At 73.8% G+C, this 16,939-nt stretch carries 16 protein-coding genes; 13 read left to right on the forward strand and 3 right to left on the reverse strand.

What is annotated here, in order from left to right; translation table 11 throughout:
• Positions 1-134: 134 nt before the first annotated feature.
• From IF20_RS15815 to IF20_RS15840, 6 genes are all read left to right on the forward strand, one after another.
• Positions 135-374 (forward strand): hypothetical protein, encoded by a 240-nt coding sequence (locus IF20_RS15815; RefSeq protein ID WP_030256686.1) that lies wholly within the window; start codon positions 135-137, stop codon positions 372-374.
• Between the two features lie 21 nt (positions 375-395).
• Positions 396-1,763: an NYN domain-containing protein gene (locus IF20_RS15820; protein ID WP_234426683.1), complete on the forward strand. Its 1,368-nt coding sequence runs from the start codon at positions 396-398 to the stop codon at positions 1,761-1,763.
• Positions 1,764-2,080: 317 nt separating this feature from the next.
• Entirely contained in the window at positions 2,081-3,103 is a 1,023-nt protein-coding gene (locus IF20_RS15825; RefSeq protein WP_052865792.1) for a C40 family peptidase, read from the forward strand.
• A 258-nt stretch (positions 3,104-3,361) separates the two neighbouring features.
• On the forward strand, positions 3,362-4,405 hold the full coding sequence (locus tag IF20_RS15830) for a C40 family peptidase (RefSeq protein WP_052865793.1): 1,044 nt from the start codon (positions 3,362-3,364) through the stop codon (positions 4,403-4,405).
• 129 nt (positions 4,406-4,534) lie between these two features.
• A complete protein-coding gene (locus IF20_RS15835; RefSeq protein WP_234426667.1) occupies positions 4,535-5,809 on the forward strand; it encodes a hypothetical protein in 1,275 nt (424 codons plus the stop codon).
• 72 nt (positions 5,810-5,881) lie between these two features.
• Positions 5,882-7,024, forward strand: a complete 1,143-nt coding sequence (locus tag IF20_RS15840; protein ID WP_052865794.1) for a glycosyltransferase family 4 protein — start codon at positions 5,882-5,884, stop codon at positions 7,022-7,024.
• Between the two features lie 72 nt (positions 7,025-7,096).
• On the opposite strand, the gene IF20_RS15845 is transcribed toward IF20_RS15840, so the two are convergent.
• Positions 7,097-8,890: an AMP-dependent synthetase/ligase gene (locus IF20_RS15845; protein WP_052865795.1), complete on the reverse strand. Its 1,794-nt coding sequence runs from the start codon at positions 8,888-8,890 to the stop codon at positions 7,097-7,099.
• A gap of 264 nt (positions 8,891-9,154) precedes the next feature.
• On the opposite strand from IF20_RS15845, the gene IF20_RS15850 reads away from it, so the two are divergent.
• The 6 genes from IF20_RS15850 (at position 9,155) to IF20_RS15875 (ending at position 14,417) form a co-directional block, all read left to right on the forward strand.
• Positions 9,155-9,916, forward strand: a complete 762-nt coding sequence (locus tag IF20_RS15850) for a metallophosphoesterase family protein (protein WP_052865796.1) — start codon at positions 9,155-9,157, stop codon at positions 9,914-9,916.
• A 197-nt stretch (positions 9,917-10,113) separates the two neighbouring features.
• Positions 10,114-10,584 carry an SRPBCC family protein gene (locus IF20_RS15855; protein WP_052865797.1) on the forward strand — a complete coding sequence of 157 codons (471 nt, stop codon included), beginning with the start codon at positions 10,114-10,116 and terminating at the stop codon, positions 10,582-10,584.
• On the forward strand, positions 10,584-11,786 hold the full coding sequence (locus tag IF20_RS15860; protein ID WP_052865798.1) for an ArsA family ATPase: 1,203 nt from the start codon (positions 10,584-10,586) through the stop codon (positions 11,784-11,786). Before IF20_RS15855 ends, IF20_RS15860 begins: the two co-directional genes overlap by 1 nt.
• Before the next feature lie 155 nt (positions 11,787-11,941).
• Positions 11,942-12,457: a DUF5304 domain-containing protein gene (locus IF20_RS15865; protein WP_052865799.1), complete on the forward strand. Its 516-nt coding sequence runs from the start codon at positions 11,942-11,944 to the stop codon at positions 12,455-12,457.
• 122 nt (positions 12,458-12,579) lie between these two features.
• Complete coding sequence (locus IF20_RS15870) at positions 12,580-13,521, forward strand: ROK family glucokinase (protein WP_052865800.1); 942 nt, start codon at positions 12,580-12,582, stop codon at positions 13,519-13,521.
• A 152-nt stretch (positions 13,522-13,673) separates the two neighbouring features.
• Entirely contained in the window at positions 13,674-14,417 is a 744-nt protein-coding gene (locus tag IF20_RS15875; RefSeq protein WP_052865801.1) for an endonuclease/exonuclease/phosphatase family protein, read from the forward strand.
• Positions 14,418-14,447: 30 nt separating this feature from the next.
• Here IF20_RS15875 and IF20_RS15880 read toward each other — a convergent pair whose 3' ends face one another.
• Both IF20_RS15880 and IF20_RS15885 read right to left on the reverse strand, forming a co-directional pair.
• Positions 14,448-15,170, reverse strand: a complete 723-nt coding sequence (locus IF20_RS15880; protein WP_052865802.1) for a hypothetical protein — start codon at positions 15,168-15,170, stop codon at positions 14,448-14,450.
• Complete coding sequence (locus IF20_RS15885; RefSeq protein ID WP_052865803.1) at positions 15,157-15,942, reverse strand: alpha/beta hydrolase; 786 nt, start codon at positions 15,940-15,942, stop codon at positions 15,157-15,159. The genes IF20_RS15880 and IF20_RS15885 overlap by 14 nt, the downstream gene beginning before the upstream one ends.
• A 215-nt stretch (positions 15,943-16,157) precedes the next feature.
• On the opposite strand from IF20_RS15885, the gene IF20_RS15890 reads away from it, so the two are divergent.
• On the forward strand, positions 16,158-16,886 hold the full coding sequence (locus IF20_RS15890; protein WP_052865804.1) for a lysophospholipid acyltransferase family protein: 729 nt from the start codon (positions 16,158-16,160) through the stop codon (positions 16,884-16,886).
• Positions 16,887-16,939: the final 53 nt, after the last annotated feature.

A 16,939-nucleotide genomic window follows, 5' to 3' on the forward strand; every position in this document is an offset into this window, starting at 1 on the left:
ACCCGGGCGCGCACGGCGCCGGGCCGCCGCCAGGCCGTAGGGTTACGGGCAGTACTTTCCGTACTTCCGCAGTTCGACGGCGCACCGCGTGAACCCGCTCAACCGCACGACGCTTGACGAAAGAGGACGACACAATGGCTGTTCCCCTGCCGACGGCCGAAACCCGGTGGCGCTGCACGCTGTGCGGCAACCTCACGCGTTTCGACGTGACCCGCCAGTCCAAGGTGGTGGAGTACGTCCACCTCGACCTGGCCGGCGAGCCCAAGGTCGAGGAGCGCGAGGTGCTCAGTGAGAGCATCGAGTCCGTCCGCTGCCGCTGGTGCAACGCGGTCGACCAGATCGAGCTGGTGGACCGGCCCGGCGCGGACGCCTGAGATCGGAGCGGTGCAGCAGTGGTGGAGCGTCCAGCGGGGCATGAGGGGGAAGAGCGCGACCCGGAGGCCGGTGCGGCCGACGAAGTGCTCGACCGGCCCCTGCCCGAGGGCGTGAGGCGCCGTGTCGTGGCGCTCACCGCGGAGTCCTTCGGCGGCCTGACGGTCGCCGAACTTCCACCGCCGCTGCGCCAGTATGCGCGCTTCACGCCGTCCCGGCGGATGAAGTTCGCCGGCAACGCCATGGCCGCGGCCCTGGAGAGCGACCCGGTCTTCCGGCAACGGATCGCGGCCCGGCTCCGCGAGACCCAGCAGGAGCTGGCCGAAGCGCTCCAGCAGGGCACCCCGCCCGCCGCCGCCGACCCGCAGGACGTCGCGGCGGCGGCGTACGTGCTGCGCCCGCCGGGCTGGGTGAAGCTGGTCGCCGCCGCGGGCGAGGAGGTCCGGCGCGCCGACGAGCAGCGGGCCGACGAGGAGACCGAGCGGGAGCTCGCCCGGCTGCGGGAGGAGCTGGCCGAGGCGCGGGCGGCGTCCCGTGCGGAGGCCGACAAGGCGAGAGGCGACCTCGAAACGGCACGCAAGGAGAACGACGCGCTCCAGCGCAAGCTGCGCAGCGCGCTCAGCGACGTCAAGCGCGCCCAGGCCGCGGCGCGCAAGGCGGAGGCCGAGACCGAGTCGCTGCGCTCGGCGGCGGCCACGGAGAAGGCGGCCACCGACAGCGAGATGCGGCGGCTGAAGGCCCGGGTCGCGGAGGCGGAGGCGGCGCTCGAAGCCGGCCGGCGCGCCGCGCGCGAGGGGCGCAGCGTGGAGGACATGCGCCTGCGGCTGCTCCTGGACACCGTCCTGGACGCGGCCCAGGGGCTGCGCAGAGAACTGGCGCTGCCGCCCGCCAACGTCCACCCCGCCGACACCGTCGACGCGGTGGAGCCGGGCCGGATGACGCCCAAGGACGTCGCCACCCGCGCGCTGTCCGAGACGGACCCGGCGCTGCTCGACCAGCTCCTGGCGCTGCCCCAGGCGCACCTGGTGGTGGACGGCTACAACGTCACCAAGACCGGCTATCCGACGATGCCGCTGGACAAGCAGCGGCTGCGGCTGCTGGGCGGGCTGGCCGTCCTCGCCGCGCAGACCGGCGCCGAGATGACGTGTGTCTTCGACGGCGCCGAGCTGGCCGCACCGGTACTGCTCGCCCCACCGCGGGGCGTTCGGGTTCTATTTAGCAAACCGGGCGTAACGGCTGATGAGTTGATTCGTCAGCTCGTACGTGCCGAACCGCCCGGCCGTCCCGTCGTGGTGGTTTCCACCGACCGGGAAGTGGCCGACGGAGTGGCGAAGGCGGGCGCCCGCCCCGTCGCATCGGCCCTGCTCCTCAAGCGACTTGCCCGCACCTGAAGGCGTACCGACCGCCCCGTACGCCGTGTGGGATGGAACACTCCGATTGCCTCTTCTTCGGTGCCTGAGCGTCAATTACCTGCTACGCGCGGTGCGCTATTGGTAAAGGATGCTCGTGTGGCCAAGTTTTTTCCCGTGAAGATTTGAAGCGATCACAACTCGGTTACTAAGGTCAGGCCTCGAACCTTCATGCAGTTGATCATCCAACCGGGATGAACAGTGAAGGAACCGCCGAGTCCGCGGCGTTCACGCGGAGCCGGGGACCCAGCTCCCCCCACCACCCGGTAGGCGGCTGAAGGAAGAAGGAGCTCGCCCCCGTGGCGTCCCACCGTCGACCCAAGCAGCCGAGCCGCACGCGCGTCACCGTGTTCACCGCGACCGCCGCAGCGGCTGTCGCCCTCTCCTCCCAGGCCGCCCAGGCCGCGCCGAAGCCGACCAAGGAAGAAGTCAAGTCCGAGGTCGACAAGCTCTACGAGCAGGCGGAGCAGGCCACCGAGAAGTACAACGGGGCCAAGGAGGACCAGCAGAAGCTGCAGAAGGAGGTCGACCGCCTCCAGGACAAGGTCGCCCGTGGCCAGGAGGAGCTGAACAAGCTCCGCAAGGGCATAGGCACCGTGGCGTCGGGCCAGTACCGCAGCGGCAGCATCGACCCCTCGGTGCAGTTGTTCCTCTCCGGTGATCCGGACACCTACCTGGAAAAGGCCTCCACGCTCGACCAGTTGAGCGGTAAGCAGGCCTCCCAGCTGAAGACCATCGCGGACAAGCAGCGCACCCTGGCCCAGGAGCGCGAAGAGGCTGCCGGCAAGATCAAGGACCTCGCCGACACCCGCAAGGCGCTGGGTGACAAGAAGGACGAGATCCAGGGCAAGCTCGCCAAGGCGCAGAAGCTGCTCAACTCCCTCACCGCCAAGGAGCGCGCGGCGCTCCAGGCGAAGGAGGAGCGCGCCAACCGCGCCAACAGCCGCGTCGACCTGGGCAGCGCCGTCCCCAGCTCGCAGCGGGCCGCCGCCGCGCTCGCCGCCGCCAAGACGAAGATCGGCTCGCCGTACGTCTGGGGCGCCACCGGCCCGTCCTCCTTCGACTGCTCGGGCCTGACCTCCTGGGCGTACCAGCAGGCCGGCCAGTCGCTGCCGCGCACCTCCCAGCAGCAGGCGACCGCCGGCACCCAGATCGGCCGCGACCAGCTCAAGCCCGGCGACCTGGTGCTCTTCTACAGCGACCTGCACCACATCGGCCTGTACGCGGGCAACGGCCAGGTGCTGCACGCGCCCAAGCCGGGTGCCGCGGTGCGCTTCGAGTCGATGGACAACATGCCCTTCATGTACGGCGTTCGCGTCTGACGCCGGGTGACCGCGGCCGGGCCCGACACGCCGGAACCATCCGGACGCGCCGCCCGATCGGGGGAATTGCGGCAGCCGCCGCTGACTTACCGCCTCGCCGGTGACCTGCAACGTCACCGGCGAGGCGGCTTTTTGTGCGGGCCCGGAGGTCGTTGGCCGGGGTGTACCGCCGCCGTTACTGTCTGCCTCCGCAGTCGCCGGTCACCGACCGCCCGCCCCGGGCGGCAGGGGCTGCACGGGAAGGGAGTGCGGCCTCACGTGGCGTCCCACCGCCGTTCCTCGCCGTCGGGTCCGCAGGGCCCGGCACGGATCACGCTGATGTCGGCAGCCGCCGCGGCCGCCGCCGCCGCGCTGACCGCGGTCCCCGCGACCGCCGACCCCGGCACCGGCCGGTCCGCCGGGCGCGCGGAGCTCACCGCGCGGGTCGACGCGCTCTACGCCCAGGCCGAGCGGGCCACCGAGAAGTTCAACGGCGCCAAGGAGCGGACCGCCGAACTGCGCGATGAGGTGGCCAGGTTGCAGGACCGCACGGCCCGGGCCCAGGAGCGGGTCAACCGGCTGCGCGGCCGGCTCGGCGCGATGGCCGCCGCCCAGTACCGCGCGGGCGGCGTGGACCCCTCGCTCGTCCTGATGCTCTCCGCCCACCCGGCGGACTACCTCGACAAGGCGCAGATGCTCCGCCGGATCGGCACCGCCCAGGTGGGGCGGCTGAGCCGGCTGGTGGACGCCGAGCGGGTGCTGGACCGGCAGCGCGGGGCCGCCGCCGGCCGGCTGATCCGGCTGGAGGAGGCCCGCCGGGCCGTGGCCCGCCAGAAGCACGCGGTCGAGCGCAAGCTCTCCGCGGCCCGGCGGCTGCTCGACGCGATGCCCGCGCGGGACCGGAAGGCGTACGCGCGTGCCTCGCGCTCGACACGGTACGGCTCGCTCCCGGAGCTGACCGGGCCGGCGGGCGTCTCCGGCCGCTCCTCGCTGGCGGTGGCCGCCGCGCGGTCCGCGGTCGGCGCGCCGTACGCCTGGGGCGCGTCCGGCCCGCGGTCCTTCGACTGCTCCGGGCTGATGCAGTGGGCGTACGCCCGGGCCGGCGTCTCGCTGCCGCGCACCTCGCAGCAGCAGCGGTACGCCGGCCGGCAGGTGCCGCTCTCCCAGGCCCGCCCCGGCGACCTCGTCGTCTACCGCTCCGACGCCAGCCACGTCGGGATGTACGTCGGCAACGGCCAGGTCGTCCACGCCCCGCACCCGGGCGCCCAGGTGCGCTACGACCCGGTCGACATGATGCCGGTCTCCGGAGTGACCCGCGTCTGACCGCGGCCGCCGCGTCGCCCTGCCCCGCCGCCCCGCCACGGCCGGTCAGGCGTGCGCCCGGTTGCCCGATCCGGTGACCGGCGGCCGGATGTTGCCCGTGGGTATCCGCTCACGCATACGATTTGCCGCGTGGCGGAAAAGCAGCGGCCGTACCGGCGGCAGACGGCGGCGACCTGGGCGGCGGGCGGCCTGGCCCTGCTGCTGGCGGTGCTCACGGGCTGCGGGGGCCGGGCCACCGGGCGGACCGACCCCGCGACCGTGCAGCACGTACTGGACGCCCGCGCGGCCGCCGTACGGGACCGGGACGCGGGCGCCTTCCTCGCCTCCGTGGACCCGGCCGCCGACGGCTTCCGTGCCCGGCAGCGGCGGATGTTCGCGAACCTGCGCGGCGTACCGCTCGCCGACTGGCGCTACCGCCTCGTGCGGACCGGCGCCTTCCCGCTCCCCGCTACGGCGGGCGGCGGCCCCCGGATCGCCGCCGAGGTCCGGCTGCGGTACCGCCTCACCGGCTACGACACCGAGCCCGTCACCGCCGTCCAGTACCTCACCCTCACCCGGCGCGACGGCCACTGGCGGATCAGCTCGGACGCCGACGGCGCGGCCGACGGCAAGCACACGGCACGCCAGTTGTGGGACCAGGGCCGGGTACAGGTGGAGCGCGGCGAGCACAGCCTGGTGCTGGGCACCGGGCAGACCCGGGCCCGCCTGCGCGAGCTGGCCCACCGCGCGGACGAGGCGGTGCCGGCCGTCGCCGACGCCTGGCCGGGGCGCTGGTCGCGCGAGGTGGTGGTCGAGGCGCCGGACTCGGTGCGCCGCATGGCCGAACTGCTGGGCTCCCCGGACGACTCCGCGTACGAGGGGATAGCGGCCGTCACCACGGGCGAGGCGGGCGCCTCGGCCCGGGCCCCCGCGGACCGCGTGATCGTGAACCCGCGCGCCTACGGGGAGCTGAGCGCGCTCGGCCGGCGGATCGTCCTCACCCACGAGACGACGCACGTCGCCACCCGTACCGCGACGACGGCCACCACCCCGCTCTGGCTCTCCGAGGGGTTCGCCGACTGGACCGCGTACCGCAACGCGCGCCGCACGCCGCGGGCCGCGGCGCCCGAGCTGACCCGCGCGGTGGCCGCCGGCCGGCTGCCGGACCGGCTGCCGACCACCGCGGACTTCGGCTTCGACGCGGGCGCCGACCGGCTGAACCGCGCGTACGAGGGCGGCTGGCTGGCCTGCCGCATGATCGCCGACACCTGGGGCGAGGACCGCCTGGTCTCCTTCTACCGGGCGATGAGCGCGGCGTCGAACGGCCCGGAGGCCCTGGACCACACCTTCCACGAGGAACTGCACCTCTCGACGGCGCAGTTCACCGAGCGCTGGCGGACGTACGTGGCCCATGTCCTCGGCTGACCGCCGGGCGCCGTGAGGCGCGCGGGACCGTCGTGCGCCCGTGCGCTCACGTGCCCGGTACTGTCGGCCCCGATGGACAAGACCCTGATCGTCACGAACGACTTCCCGCCCCGCCCCGGCGGCATCCAGGCCTTCCTGCACAGCATGGCGCTGCGCCTGGACCCGGAGCAGGTCGTCGTCTACGCCTCGACCTGGAAGCGCACCGCGGACGGCCGCGCGGCCACGGCGGCCTTCGACGCCGAGCAGCCGTACCCCGTCGTCCGGGACCGCACCACGATGCTGCTGCCCACCCCGCGGGTGACCCGGCGCGCCGTGGAACTGCTGCGGGAACACGGCTGTACGTCGGTGTGGTTCGGCGCGGCGGCGCCGCTCGGCCTGATGGCGCCCGCGCTGCGCAAGGCGGGCGCGCGCCGGATCGTGGCCACCACCCACGGCCACGAGGCGGGCTGGGCGCAGTTGCCGGGCTCGCGCGACCTGCTGCGGCGGATCGGCGAGTCCACCGACACGATCACCTACCTCGGCGAGTACACCCGCTCCCGGATCGCGCGGGCGCTGACCCCCGCGGCCGCCGGGCGCATGGCACAACTGCCGCCCGGCGTGGACGAGAAGACCTTCCACCCCGGCTCGGGCGGCGACGAGGTGCGGGCCCGGCTGGGGCTCGCGGACCGCCCGGTGGTGGTGTGCGTCTCGCGCCTCGTGCCGCGCAAGGGCCAGGACACCCTGATCGAGGCCCTGCCGCGGATCCGCGCCGAGGTCCCGGACGCGGCGCTGCTGATCGTCGGCGGGGGCCCGTACGAGAAGGACCTGCGCGCGCTCGCCGAGGCCCGTGGCGTCCGCGACGCCGTCCACTTCACCGGCGCCGTCCCGTGGGAGGAACTGCCCGCGCACTACGGCGCGGGGGACGTCTTCGCCATGCCCTGCCGCACCCGGCGCGGCGGCCTGGACGTGGAGGGCCTGGGCATCGTCTACCTGGAGGCGTCCGCCACCGGCCTGCCGGTCGTCGCGGGCGACTCCGGCGGCGCCCCGGACGCGGTCCTGGAGGGCGAGACCGGCTGGGTGGTCCCCGGCGGCGCCCCGGCGGCCGCCGCCGACCGGATCGTGCCCCTGCTCCAGGACCCGGCGCTGCGCCGCCGCATGGGCGAGCGCGGCCGGGCCTGGGTGGAGGAGAAGTGGCGCTGGGACCTGCTGGCCGAACGCCTGCGGGAGCTGCTCTGACGCCCCTCGGGGACGCACGGAACCGGCCGGGCCCTCTGCGGGGCCCGGCCGGCTCCGTCGTGCCGGGGTCGCTCAGCCGCGGTACAGCGCCTCGATGTCCTCGGCGAAGTCCTTCGCGACGACGTTGCGCTTGAGCTTCAGGGACGGGGTGACGTGCCCCGACTCCTCGGTGAACTGGGTCGGCAGGACGCGGAACTTCCGGACCGACTCGGCGCGCGAGACCGCCGCGTTGCCGTCGTCCACCGCGCGCTGGACGGCGGCCAGCAGCTCGGGGTCCTCGGTGAGCTCCTCGGCGCTCTTGCCCACCTTGCCGTGCTCGGTGGCCCAGCGCGGCAGGAACTCCTCGTCGAGGGTGATCAGCGCGCCGACGAAGGGGCGGCCGTCGCCGACGACCATGCACTCGGCGACCAGCGCGTGCGCCCGGATGCGGTCCTCGATGACGGCGGGCGCAACGTTCTTGCCGCCGGCCGTCACCAGGATCTCCTTCTTGCGCCCGGTGATGGCCAGGTAGCCGTCCTCGTCCAGGGTGCCGAGGTCACCGGTGTGGAACCAGCCGTCGGACAGCGCGTCGGCGGTGGCCTGCTCGTTGTTCCAGTACGTCGTGAAGAGGTGCTCGCCGTGCAGCAGGACCTCGCCGTCGTCGGCGATGCGGACGACCGAGCCGGGCAGCGGCTGGCCGACCGTGCCGATCTTCTGCCGGTCCCAGGGGTTGAACGCGGTCGCCGCGCAGGACTCGGTGAGGCCGTAACCCTCCAGGACCGTGAAGCCGATGCCGCGGTAGAAGTGGCCCAGCCGCTCGCCCAGCGGCGCGCCGCCGGAGATCGCGTGCGTGGCCCGGCCGCCGAGGACGGACCGCAGCTTGGAGTAGACGACCCGGTCGAACACCTTGTGCTTCAGCTTCAGGGCCATCGAGGGGCCCGCCGCGGTGTCCAGCGCGCGGCTGTAGGCGATCGCGGTGTCCGCGGCCTTGTCGAAGATCTTGCCCTTGCCGTCGGCCTGCGCCTTGGCCCGCGCGGTGTTGTAGACCTTCTCGAAGACGCGCGGTACGCCGAGCACCATCGTCGGCTTGAAGGCGGCCAGTTCGTCGGTGAGGTGTTTGATGTCCGCGACATGGCCGAGCTTGATGGGGGCCATCACGGAGGCGACCTCGACCAGCCGCCCGAAGACGTGCGCGACCGGGAGGAAGAGGAGGACGGAGGAGTCGCCGGTACGGAAGAGGGGCCGCAGCCGCTCGACGATGTTGCCGCACTCGGCGAAGAACGCGCGGTGGCTGAGGACGCAGCCCTTGGGGCGGCCCGTCGTGCCGGAGGTGTAGACGATGGTGGCGGGGGAGTCGGCGTCGGCGAGGGCGCTGCGCGCGTCCACCTCGTCGTCGGGCATCCCGTCGCCCGCGGCGTGCAGCCGGGCTATCGCGTCCCGCTCGATCTGCCAGATGTTGGCCAGCGCCGGCAGCCGGTCGCGTACCGACTCCACCGCGGCCTCGTGCCCGGGCGTCTCCACGACGCAGGCCACCGCGCCGGAGTCGCCCAGTATCCACTGGATCTGCTCGGGCGAGCTGGTCTCGTAGACGGGGACGGTGACCGCGCCCGCGCTCCAGATGGCGAAGTCCAGCAGCGTCCACTCGTACCGCGTGCGGGACATCAGGCCGATGCGGTCGCCCGGCCGGACGCCGGAGGCGATGAGGCCCTTCGCCGCGGCACGCACCTCGGCGAGGAACGTGGCGGCGGTGACGTCCTGCCACTGGCCGGCGACCTTGCGGCCGATGACCGCGACATCGGGGTGCTGCGCGGCATTCCGGCGGATGAGATCCGTCAGATTGCCGTCCGCGGGGACCTCGTACAAGGCCGGAAGGCTGAACTCGCGCAAGACTGCTGCTCCTCGGTGGCCGCCGGCGTCACCACGCGGTGCGTCAGGCCGGCTGCGGTCCATGATCAGGCAGGGGGGATCGGACTGCCCGGACGTTACCCATCGGTATGCCTTCGGGGATAGGGGGTCCCGCCCAGATGTTTTATGCGTCACACATGTCCGGACGGCTGCTCCGCAGCGTAGTCGAGGTGTTCGGTGACTCGGAAGTAACCGCAGGTGGGCGCGGTCTCCCCGCGCCAGCTCAGGGGGCCTAATCTGAGCCGTATGCGCGTACATGTGGTCAGTGACGTACACGGCAACAGCAGGGACCTCGCCGCCGCCGGCGACGGCGCCGACGCCCTGGTCTGCCTCGGTGACCTGGTCCTCTTCCTGGACTACGCCGACCACTCGCGCGGCATCTTCCCCGACCTCTTCGGCACCGAGAACGCCGACCGGCTGGTCGAGCTGCGCACGGCGCGCCGCTTCGAGGAGGCCCGCGAGCTGGGCGCGAAGCTGTGGGCCGGGCGGGACAAGGACGCCGCCATCGAGGGCGCGGTGCGCAAGCAGTACGCCGAGATGTTCGCCGCGTTCCCCACTCCGACGTACGCCACCTACGGCAATGTCGATGTGCCCCGCCTTTGGCCGGAGTTCGCGGGTCCCGGCACCACCGTCCTGGACGGCGAGCGGGTGGAGATAGGCGGTCGGGTCTTCGGGTTCGTGGGCGGCGGCCTGCGCACCGCGATGCGCACCCCCTTCGAGATCAGCGACGAGGAGTACGCCGCGAAGATCGAGGCCGTGGGCGAGGTGGACGTGCTGTGCACCCACATCCCGCCGGACGTCGCCGACCTCTGCTACGACACCGTCGCCCGCCGCTTCGAACGCGGCAGCCGCGCCCTCCTCGAGGCCATCCACCGCACCCGGCCGCGCTACTCCCTCTTCGGCCACGTCCATCAACCTCTCGTCCAGCGCATGCGGATCGGCCGGACGGAATGCATCAATGTCGGGCATTTCAACGCCACTGGGGCGCCGTTCGCGCTGGAGTGGTGACCCGCCGGCGCCCGCCGGTACCCACCGCGCCCGCCGGTACCCGTGCCGTCCCGCGTCGCGCCCGCGGCCCGCGGGTCGGGGCGGCCCCCGCCGCGCGGTAGCCTTCAGCAGCAGGGTCGGCCCCGGTTCCCGCACCGTCGGCCCCGGCCCCCACGAGTCGGCGTACCGGCAGGAATCGGCATGGAGGAGTCACGGCGATGGCCGAACACACCAGCTCTAGCATCACGATCGAGGCGGCGCCCGCCGATGTGATGGGAGTGATCGCCGACTTCGACCGCTATCCGGAATGGACCGGAGAGGTCAAGGAGGCCGAGGTGCTGGAGAAGGACGACCAGGGCCGCGCCCGGCAGGTCCGGCTGGTGCTGGACGCCGGCGCGATCAAGGACGACCACACCCTCGCCTACACCTGGACCGGCGAGCACGAGGTCAGCTGGTCGCTCGTGAAGTCCCAGATGCTGCGCGCCCTGGACGGCTCCTACCGCCTCGCGCCGGTGGCCGGCGGCAAGCACACCGAGGTCACCTACCAGCTCACCGTCGACGTCAAGATCCCGATGCTCGGCATGATCAAGCGGAAGGCCGAGAAGGTCATCATCGACCGCGCGCTCGCCGGCCTGAAGAACCGTGTCGAGGGCGGCGCCACGGGCTCCGACGAGGCCGCGCGCCCCTGATGACACGCACGGTCCTCGTCACCGGTCCCGGCGGCGCGGGCCGCACCACCGTCGCCGCCGCCACCGCCCTCGCGGCGGCCCGGCGGCAGCAGCGCACCTTGTTCCTCACCCTGGAGAGCGGCGTCCCCGAAGCGGTGCTCGGCACGCCGCTCTCCGGGGAGCCCGTCGCGCCGGCGCCCGGCCTCACCGCCGCCCGCGTCGACACCGCCGAACACTTCCGCCGCGAGTTCCTGGGCTTCCAGGAGCGCGCCGCCGCCGCGTTCGACCTGCTCGGCGCGACCCCGCTGGACGAGGACGAGCTCATCGAACTCCCCGGCGCGGAGATCTTCGCGCTGCTGCACGCGCTGCGCGCCGCCCACGAGGCCGGCAGCTGGGACCTGGTCGTCGTCGACCTGCCGCCCGCCGACCGGGCCGTCCGGCTGCTGGCCCTGCCCGAGCAGGCCCGCCGCGGGCTGCGCCGGCTGCTGCCCGCCGAACGCCAGGCGGCCCGCGCGCTCCGCCCGGTGCTCGCCCAGCTCGCCGGCGTGCCGATGCCCGCGCAGAAGGTGTACGAGACCGCCGCGCGCTGGGAGAACGAGCTGGCCGCCGTCCAGGCGGTCATCGAGGCCCCCGGCACGACCGTGCGGCTGGTCGTCGAGCCGGGCCCGGCGGGCGCGGCCGACCTGCGCGCCACCCGCGCCGGCCTGGCCCTCTTCGGCCACCGCCTGGACGCCGTGGTCGCCAACCGGCTGCTGCCCGTGGGCTCCGCCGACCCCTTCCTGGCCGGGCTCTCCGGCCGGCAGCAGGTCGCGCTCAAGGCGCTGCGGGAGGAGTTCGCCGGGGTACCGGTGCACGAGGTGCCGCACCTGGGCCGCGACCCGCAGGGACAAGAGGAGCTGGCCGGGCTGCTCGACGGGGTGCCGGACGAGGACCCGGGGGAGAGCGCGGCGGCCGACACCGCCGACACCGCCGGGACCGTGGAGGACCGCCTCGCCACGGACGGGCTGCTGGTCTGGCGGCTGCCGCTGCCCGGCGCCACCCGCGACGCGCTCGGCCTGGTCCGGCGCGGCGACGAACTGATCGTCACGGTCGGCCCGTTCCGGCGCATCCGCACGCTCCCGTCCGTCCTGCGCCGCTGCACCGTCTCCGGCGCCGGGTTGCGCGACGGCGCGCTGCACGTCCGCTTCACCCCCGACCCGGACCTGTGGCCCCGCGACCGGTGACCGCAGGCGGCCGGCCCTGCCGAACGCCGGTGGGCACGCGGGGCAGCCGTACGCGGGAAAGCCGTGCAGGTCCGGGCTGAGGGGCGTGCGGGTACCGCCATTCCGGTAACGTCGAAAGCACCCGCCCTCCGACGTACCGCCGCCAGGAGCCCGTCATGACCGATGACACCGAGCGCCCCGCCGACCACACCTCCCGGGCGGACGACGACGCCTGGGAGCAGGCCTGCGCCGAGGACCTGGCGGCGGAGCGCGCCCGCCGCCGCGCCGAGCACGGCCGGCAGCCCGGCAGCGCCGCCGAGGAGCTGCGCAAGCTCGCCGAGGCGGTCGGCGACCGCCTCGCGGGCATCCAGCTGCCCGGCGCGGTCGGCGGGGTGGCCGCCAAGGGCGCGGTCAACCACCTCCTCCAGCAGGCCAAGGCCGCCGTCGAGCCGGTCATCGAGCGCAACCCCGAGGTCTTCGACCACCTCGCGGCGGCCGGCTCCGAGCTGCTCGCCGCCTACCGCTCCGCCGTCGAGGCGGGCGAGCGCCGCTGGACCCGCGACGCCGCCGGCGGCCGGGACGCCACGGCCCGCGGCCCGCACGCGGACCCCGCGGAGGGCACCGACGGCGGGCCGCGCGGCGACGACGGCCCGGCGGGCACGTCCGGCAGCGAGCGGATCGACCTCGACTGAGGCCCTGCCGGGCCGGCCGCGCAACGGCAGGAGTCCGGCTGATGATCCTTCGGCCTCCGGTCGCCCCCCGGCTCCGGTACGGTTGTCCGTTGGCGGGGTACGACCGGAAAACTGAGGGACACATGGGACTCACCATCGGCGTCGACATCGGCGGCACGAAAATCGCGGCCGGCGTGGTCGACGAAGAGGGCACGATCCTTGAGACGTGCAAGGTGCCGACCCCGCCGACCTCCGAGGCGCTGACCGAGGCCATCGCCGACGCGGTCCGCACCGTCGGCGCGGACCACCAGGTGGAGGCCGTGGGCATCGGCGCCGCCGGCTACGTCGACGAGAAGCGTGCCACGGTGCTCTTCGCCCCGAACATCAACTGGCGCCACGAGCCGCTCAAGGACAACGTCGAGCAGCGCGTCGGCCTGCCGGTCGTCGTGGAGAACGACGCCAACGCCGCGGCCTGGGGCGAGTACAAGTTCGGCGCCGGCCAGGGCCACAGCGATGTCATCTGCATCACGCTCGGCACGGGCCTCGGCGGCGGCATCATCATCGGCAACAAGCTGCGCCGCGGCCGCTTCGGTGTCGCCGCGGAGTTCGGCCACATCCGGGTCGTGCCCGACGGCCTGCTGTGCGGCTGCGGCAGCCAGGGCTGCTGGGAGCAGTACGCCTCCGGCCGCGCCCTCCTGCGCTACGCCCGGCAGCGCGCCTTCGCCACCCCGGAGAACGCCGAGATCCTGCTCGGCCTGGGCGACGGCACCTCCGAGGGCATCGAGGGCCGGCACGTCAGCGAGGCCGCCCGGCAGGGCTGCCCGGTCGCCGTCGACTCCTTCCGCGAGCTGGCCCGCTGGGCCGGCGCCGGCCTGGCCGATCTCGCCTCGCTCTTCGACCCCTCCGCCTTCATCGTCGGCGGCGGCGTCTCCGACGAGGGCGAACTGGTCCTGGACCCGATCCGCAAGTCCTTCCGGCGCTGGCTGGTCGGCAACCAGTGGCGGCCGCACGCGCAGGTCCTCGCCGCCCAGCTCGGCGGCAAGGCCGGCCTCGTCGGCGCCGCCGACCTGGCCCGCCAGGGATAGGAAGCGCTCGCGCCCGAGGCCGCAAGGGGCAGTGCCCGGGCGGTCGCGTGCGCCGCTGCTGCCCGCCGCGCCTTCCGGGGCGTGGCGGGCAGTGCTCTACTCTGAGCCCGCGCGATCACCGGCCCCCGGCGAGAGGACCTGGCACCTTGAGCATGTTCCCCGAGTCCCGTACCGAGTCCGGCGGATCGGCCGTCGTCCGGGTGCTCAGCTACAACATCCGCTCGATGCGGGACGACCGGGCGGCGCTCGCCAGGGTGATCCGGGCCTGCGCCCCCGACGTCGCGCTCATCCAGGAGGCGCCGCGCTTCTTCCGCTGGCGGAAGGCGGCGGCGGCCCTGGCCCGGGAGTCGGACCTGGTGTACGCCACGGGCGGCGCGACGGCCTGCGGCCCGATGATCCTCACCTCGCTCCGCGCCCACGTGGAGCGCGCCGAGGACGTCCTGCTGCCCAAGACGCCCGGCCTGCACCGGCGCGGCTTCGCGACCGCGGTGCTGCGCATCGGGGGGAGCCGGCTCGGCGTGCTCAGCGCGCACCTGAGCCTGAGCGCGGCGGAGCGGTACGAGCAGGCGGGGTTGCTCCTGGAGCGGCTCACGCTGCTGGATGTGGAGCACGCGGTGGCCGGTGGTGACGTCAACGACCGGCCCAAGGGCCGCAGCTTCCGGCGGCTGGCCGGGTCGCTGACGGACGCCTGGGAGGCCGCGCCGTGGGGCGGCGAGTACACCTCCACCCCGCACGATCCGCACCAGCGCATCGACGGGGTGTTCGCCACCTCCGGCATCGAGGTCCTCGCCTGCGGCGTGCCGATCGACCTGCCCGGTGTCACGGAGGCCGACCTGCTGGCCGCATCCGATCACCTGCCGGTGCTGGCGGCGCTGCGGGTGCCGGCCGCTTCCTGAGCGGCCGGCCGCGGGCGGCGCCCGGCATCCTCAGACGACCGCGCCGCCCCCGGGCCGGGGCTCGTCGTCATCGTCGCTCTTCATACGGGCGACCAGCGTCGCGAAGCCGCCCAGGAAACCGCCGATGCCCAGCGTGGTGATCCACCACGTCACCGGCTGCTGGAAGACCATCACCAGGATGAGCAGCAGCGGGCCGCCGAGCAGCGCGATCCACGCAAACTTGGTCGTCACGTCGGCCTGCGGCAGCGGCGGTGGCTCGGGCGGGGTGAAGTGCCCCTCGTCGTCCTCGTCGAAGTCCTCGTCGGAGGGCTCGGCGGCCGACCAGTCGCGCGGCCCGACGCCCGGCGCGAACACCACGAAGCTGCCGGGCCGGTCGCCGGAGCCGCCGCCGGGCCGGTCGCCGGCACCGTTCTCCGGCCGCTCGGCGGGCGGCGCGTCGCCCGCGGCCTCCTCGGCGCCCGGCCGGGTCTCGGCCGCCGCCTCCAGCCCGGCGCCCGAGCCCTTCTCCGGCTCCGTGCCCAGCGGTCCGTCCGGCTTCTCCACCGGGCCCTTGTCCAGCCCCAGCTCCTTCTCCCAGTTCGCCAGGCCCTTCTCCAGGTCCAGCTCGGTCACCGGGCGATCCGCGTCCCCGGACATCGGCGCGGACGGCCGGTCCTCGGGCGCGGGGAAGGCCGGCTCCTCCCCGTAGGAGGCCACGATCTCGGCCCAGGCGGCGTCCTCGTCGAGAGGATCGCGCGGGTCACGCTCCCCCACTGGTGGTCGTCCCCTCCCTCTTCACGGCCGGTGCGAGGCGCGCGATGAAGTCGTAGGTGTCCTCGAAGATCTGCGCCGCGTCGTGGTCCAGGGTCGCGACGTGGTAGCTGCGCTCCAGCAGCTTCTGCCGCAGGTCCTTGGACGAGACCCGGCTCATGATGCGTTCGGAGTCGGCCGGCGGCACGACGTGGTCCTGCGGGCTGGTCATCACCAGCAGCGGCTGGGTGACCTGCGGCAGCTCGGCGTCGACCAGCCGGAAGAACTGGCGCACGGAGTGCGCGGCGTGCAGTGGGACCCGGTCGTAGCCGGTCTCCATGGCGTTCGCCTGGCAGATGTCGCTGGTCAGGCCCTTGGTGCTGCGGACGAGGTGGCGCAGCACGGGCAGCAGCGGGGCGGCCGCGTCGTGCACCTTGTTCGCGGGGTTCACCACGACCAGGCCGCTGATCGCGTCGCCGTGCCGCGCGGCGAGCCGCAGCGTCAGCGCGCCGCCCATGGACAGGCCGCAGACGAAGACCTGGTCGCAGCGGGCGGTCAGGTCGCGCAGCTCCCGGTCGACCTCGGCGTACCAGTCCTGCCAGGTGGTGATCTGGAGGTCCTGCCAGCGGGTGCCGTGCCCGGGTAGCAGCGGCAGCGAGACGGTGAGGCCGCGCGCCGCGAGGTACTCGGCCCAGGGACGGACGGACTGCGGGGAGCCGGTGAAGCCGTGGCAGACGAGGACGCCGACCTGCCCGCCTTCATGGCGGAACGGCTCGGCCCCGGGAAGGAGCGGCACCGAAGGACTCCGTTCGGTAAAGAGGAAGCGCCGGCCTGCGGCGAGAGCTGGTAACTGCAGGGTACGCAAAGCTCAGCCGCCCGGATAGGTCCGCAGGGCGGGGGTGTGCCGTGCGGGCGCGGCCGCGGTGCCATGCACGGTGAGAGGGGCGGGGCACCGGCCGGGTTAAGGTCTTTGCGTCAGACACAGAAGGAGTGGCGTTGATCTACGGCGCAATGAAGTTTTCCATCGGCAACTCGCTGAAGCTGGCGTTCCGGCCCTGGGTCGAGGGCCTGGAGAACATCCCCGCCGAGGGCCCGGCGATCCTGGCGAGCAACCACCTGTCGTTCTCCGACTCCTTCTTCCTGCCCGCGGTGCTCGACCGGAAGGTCACCTTCATCGCCAAGGCCGAGTACTTCACCTCGCCCGGCGTCAAGGGCAAGCTGACGGCCGCGTTCTTCAAGGGCGTCGGCCAGCTCCCGGTGGACCGTAGCGGCGGGCGCGGCGCGGGCGAGGCGGCGATCAAGAGCGGCATCGAGGTGCTGGAGCGCGGCGAGCTGTTCGGGATCTACCCCGAGGGCACCCGCTCGCCCGACGGCCGGCTCTACCGGGGCAAGCCCGGCGGCCTGGCCCGGGTGGCGCTGGCCACCGGCGCGCCGGTGATCCCCGTGGCGATGATCGACACGGAGAAGGTGCAGCCGCCCGGCAAGGTGGTGCCGAAGATGATCCGGCCCGGCATCCGCATCGGGAAGCCGCTGGACTTCAGCCGGTACCACGGCATGGAGGGCGACCGCTTCATCCTGCGGTCGGTCACCGACGAGGTCATGTACGAAATCATGAAGCTGTCGGGCCAGGAGTACGTCGACATCTACGCGACGGCGGCCAAGCGGCAGATCGCCGAGGCCGCCAAGAAGCAGGCCGAGGCGGAGAAGGCGGCGAAGAAGTCCGGGCCCGGCGACCGGTAGCCCGGCGAGGGGGGCCAGATGACATCGGAGGACCGGATACCCGCGATGGCGGG

It is taken from the genome of Streptomyces niger (assembly GCF_000718305.1).
In the GTDB taxonomy this organism is placed as follows: domain Bacteria; phylum Actinomycetota; class Actinomycetes; order Streptomycetales; family Streptomycetaceae; genus Streptomyces; species Streptomyces niger.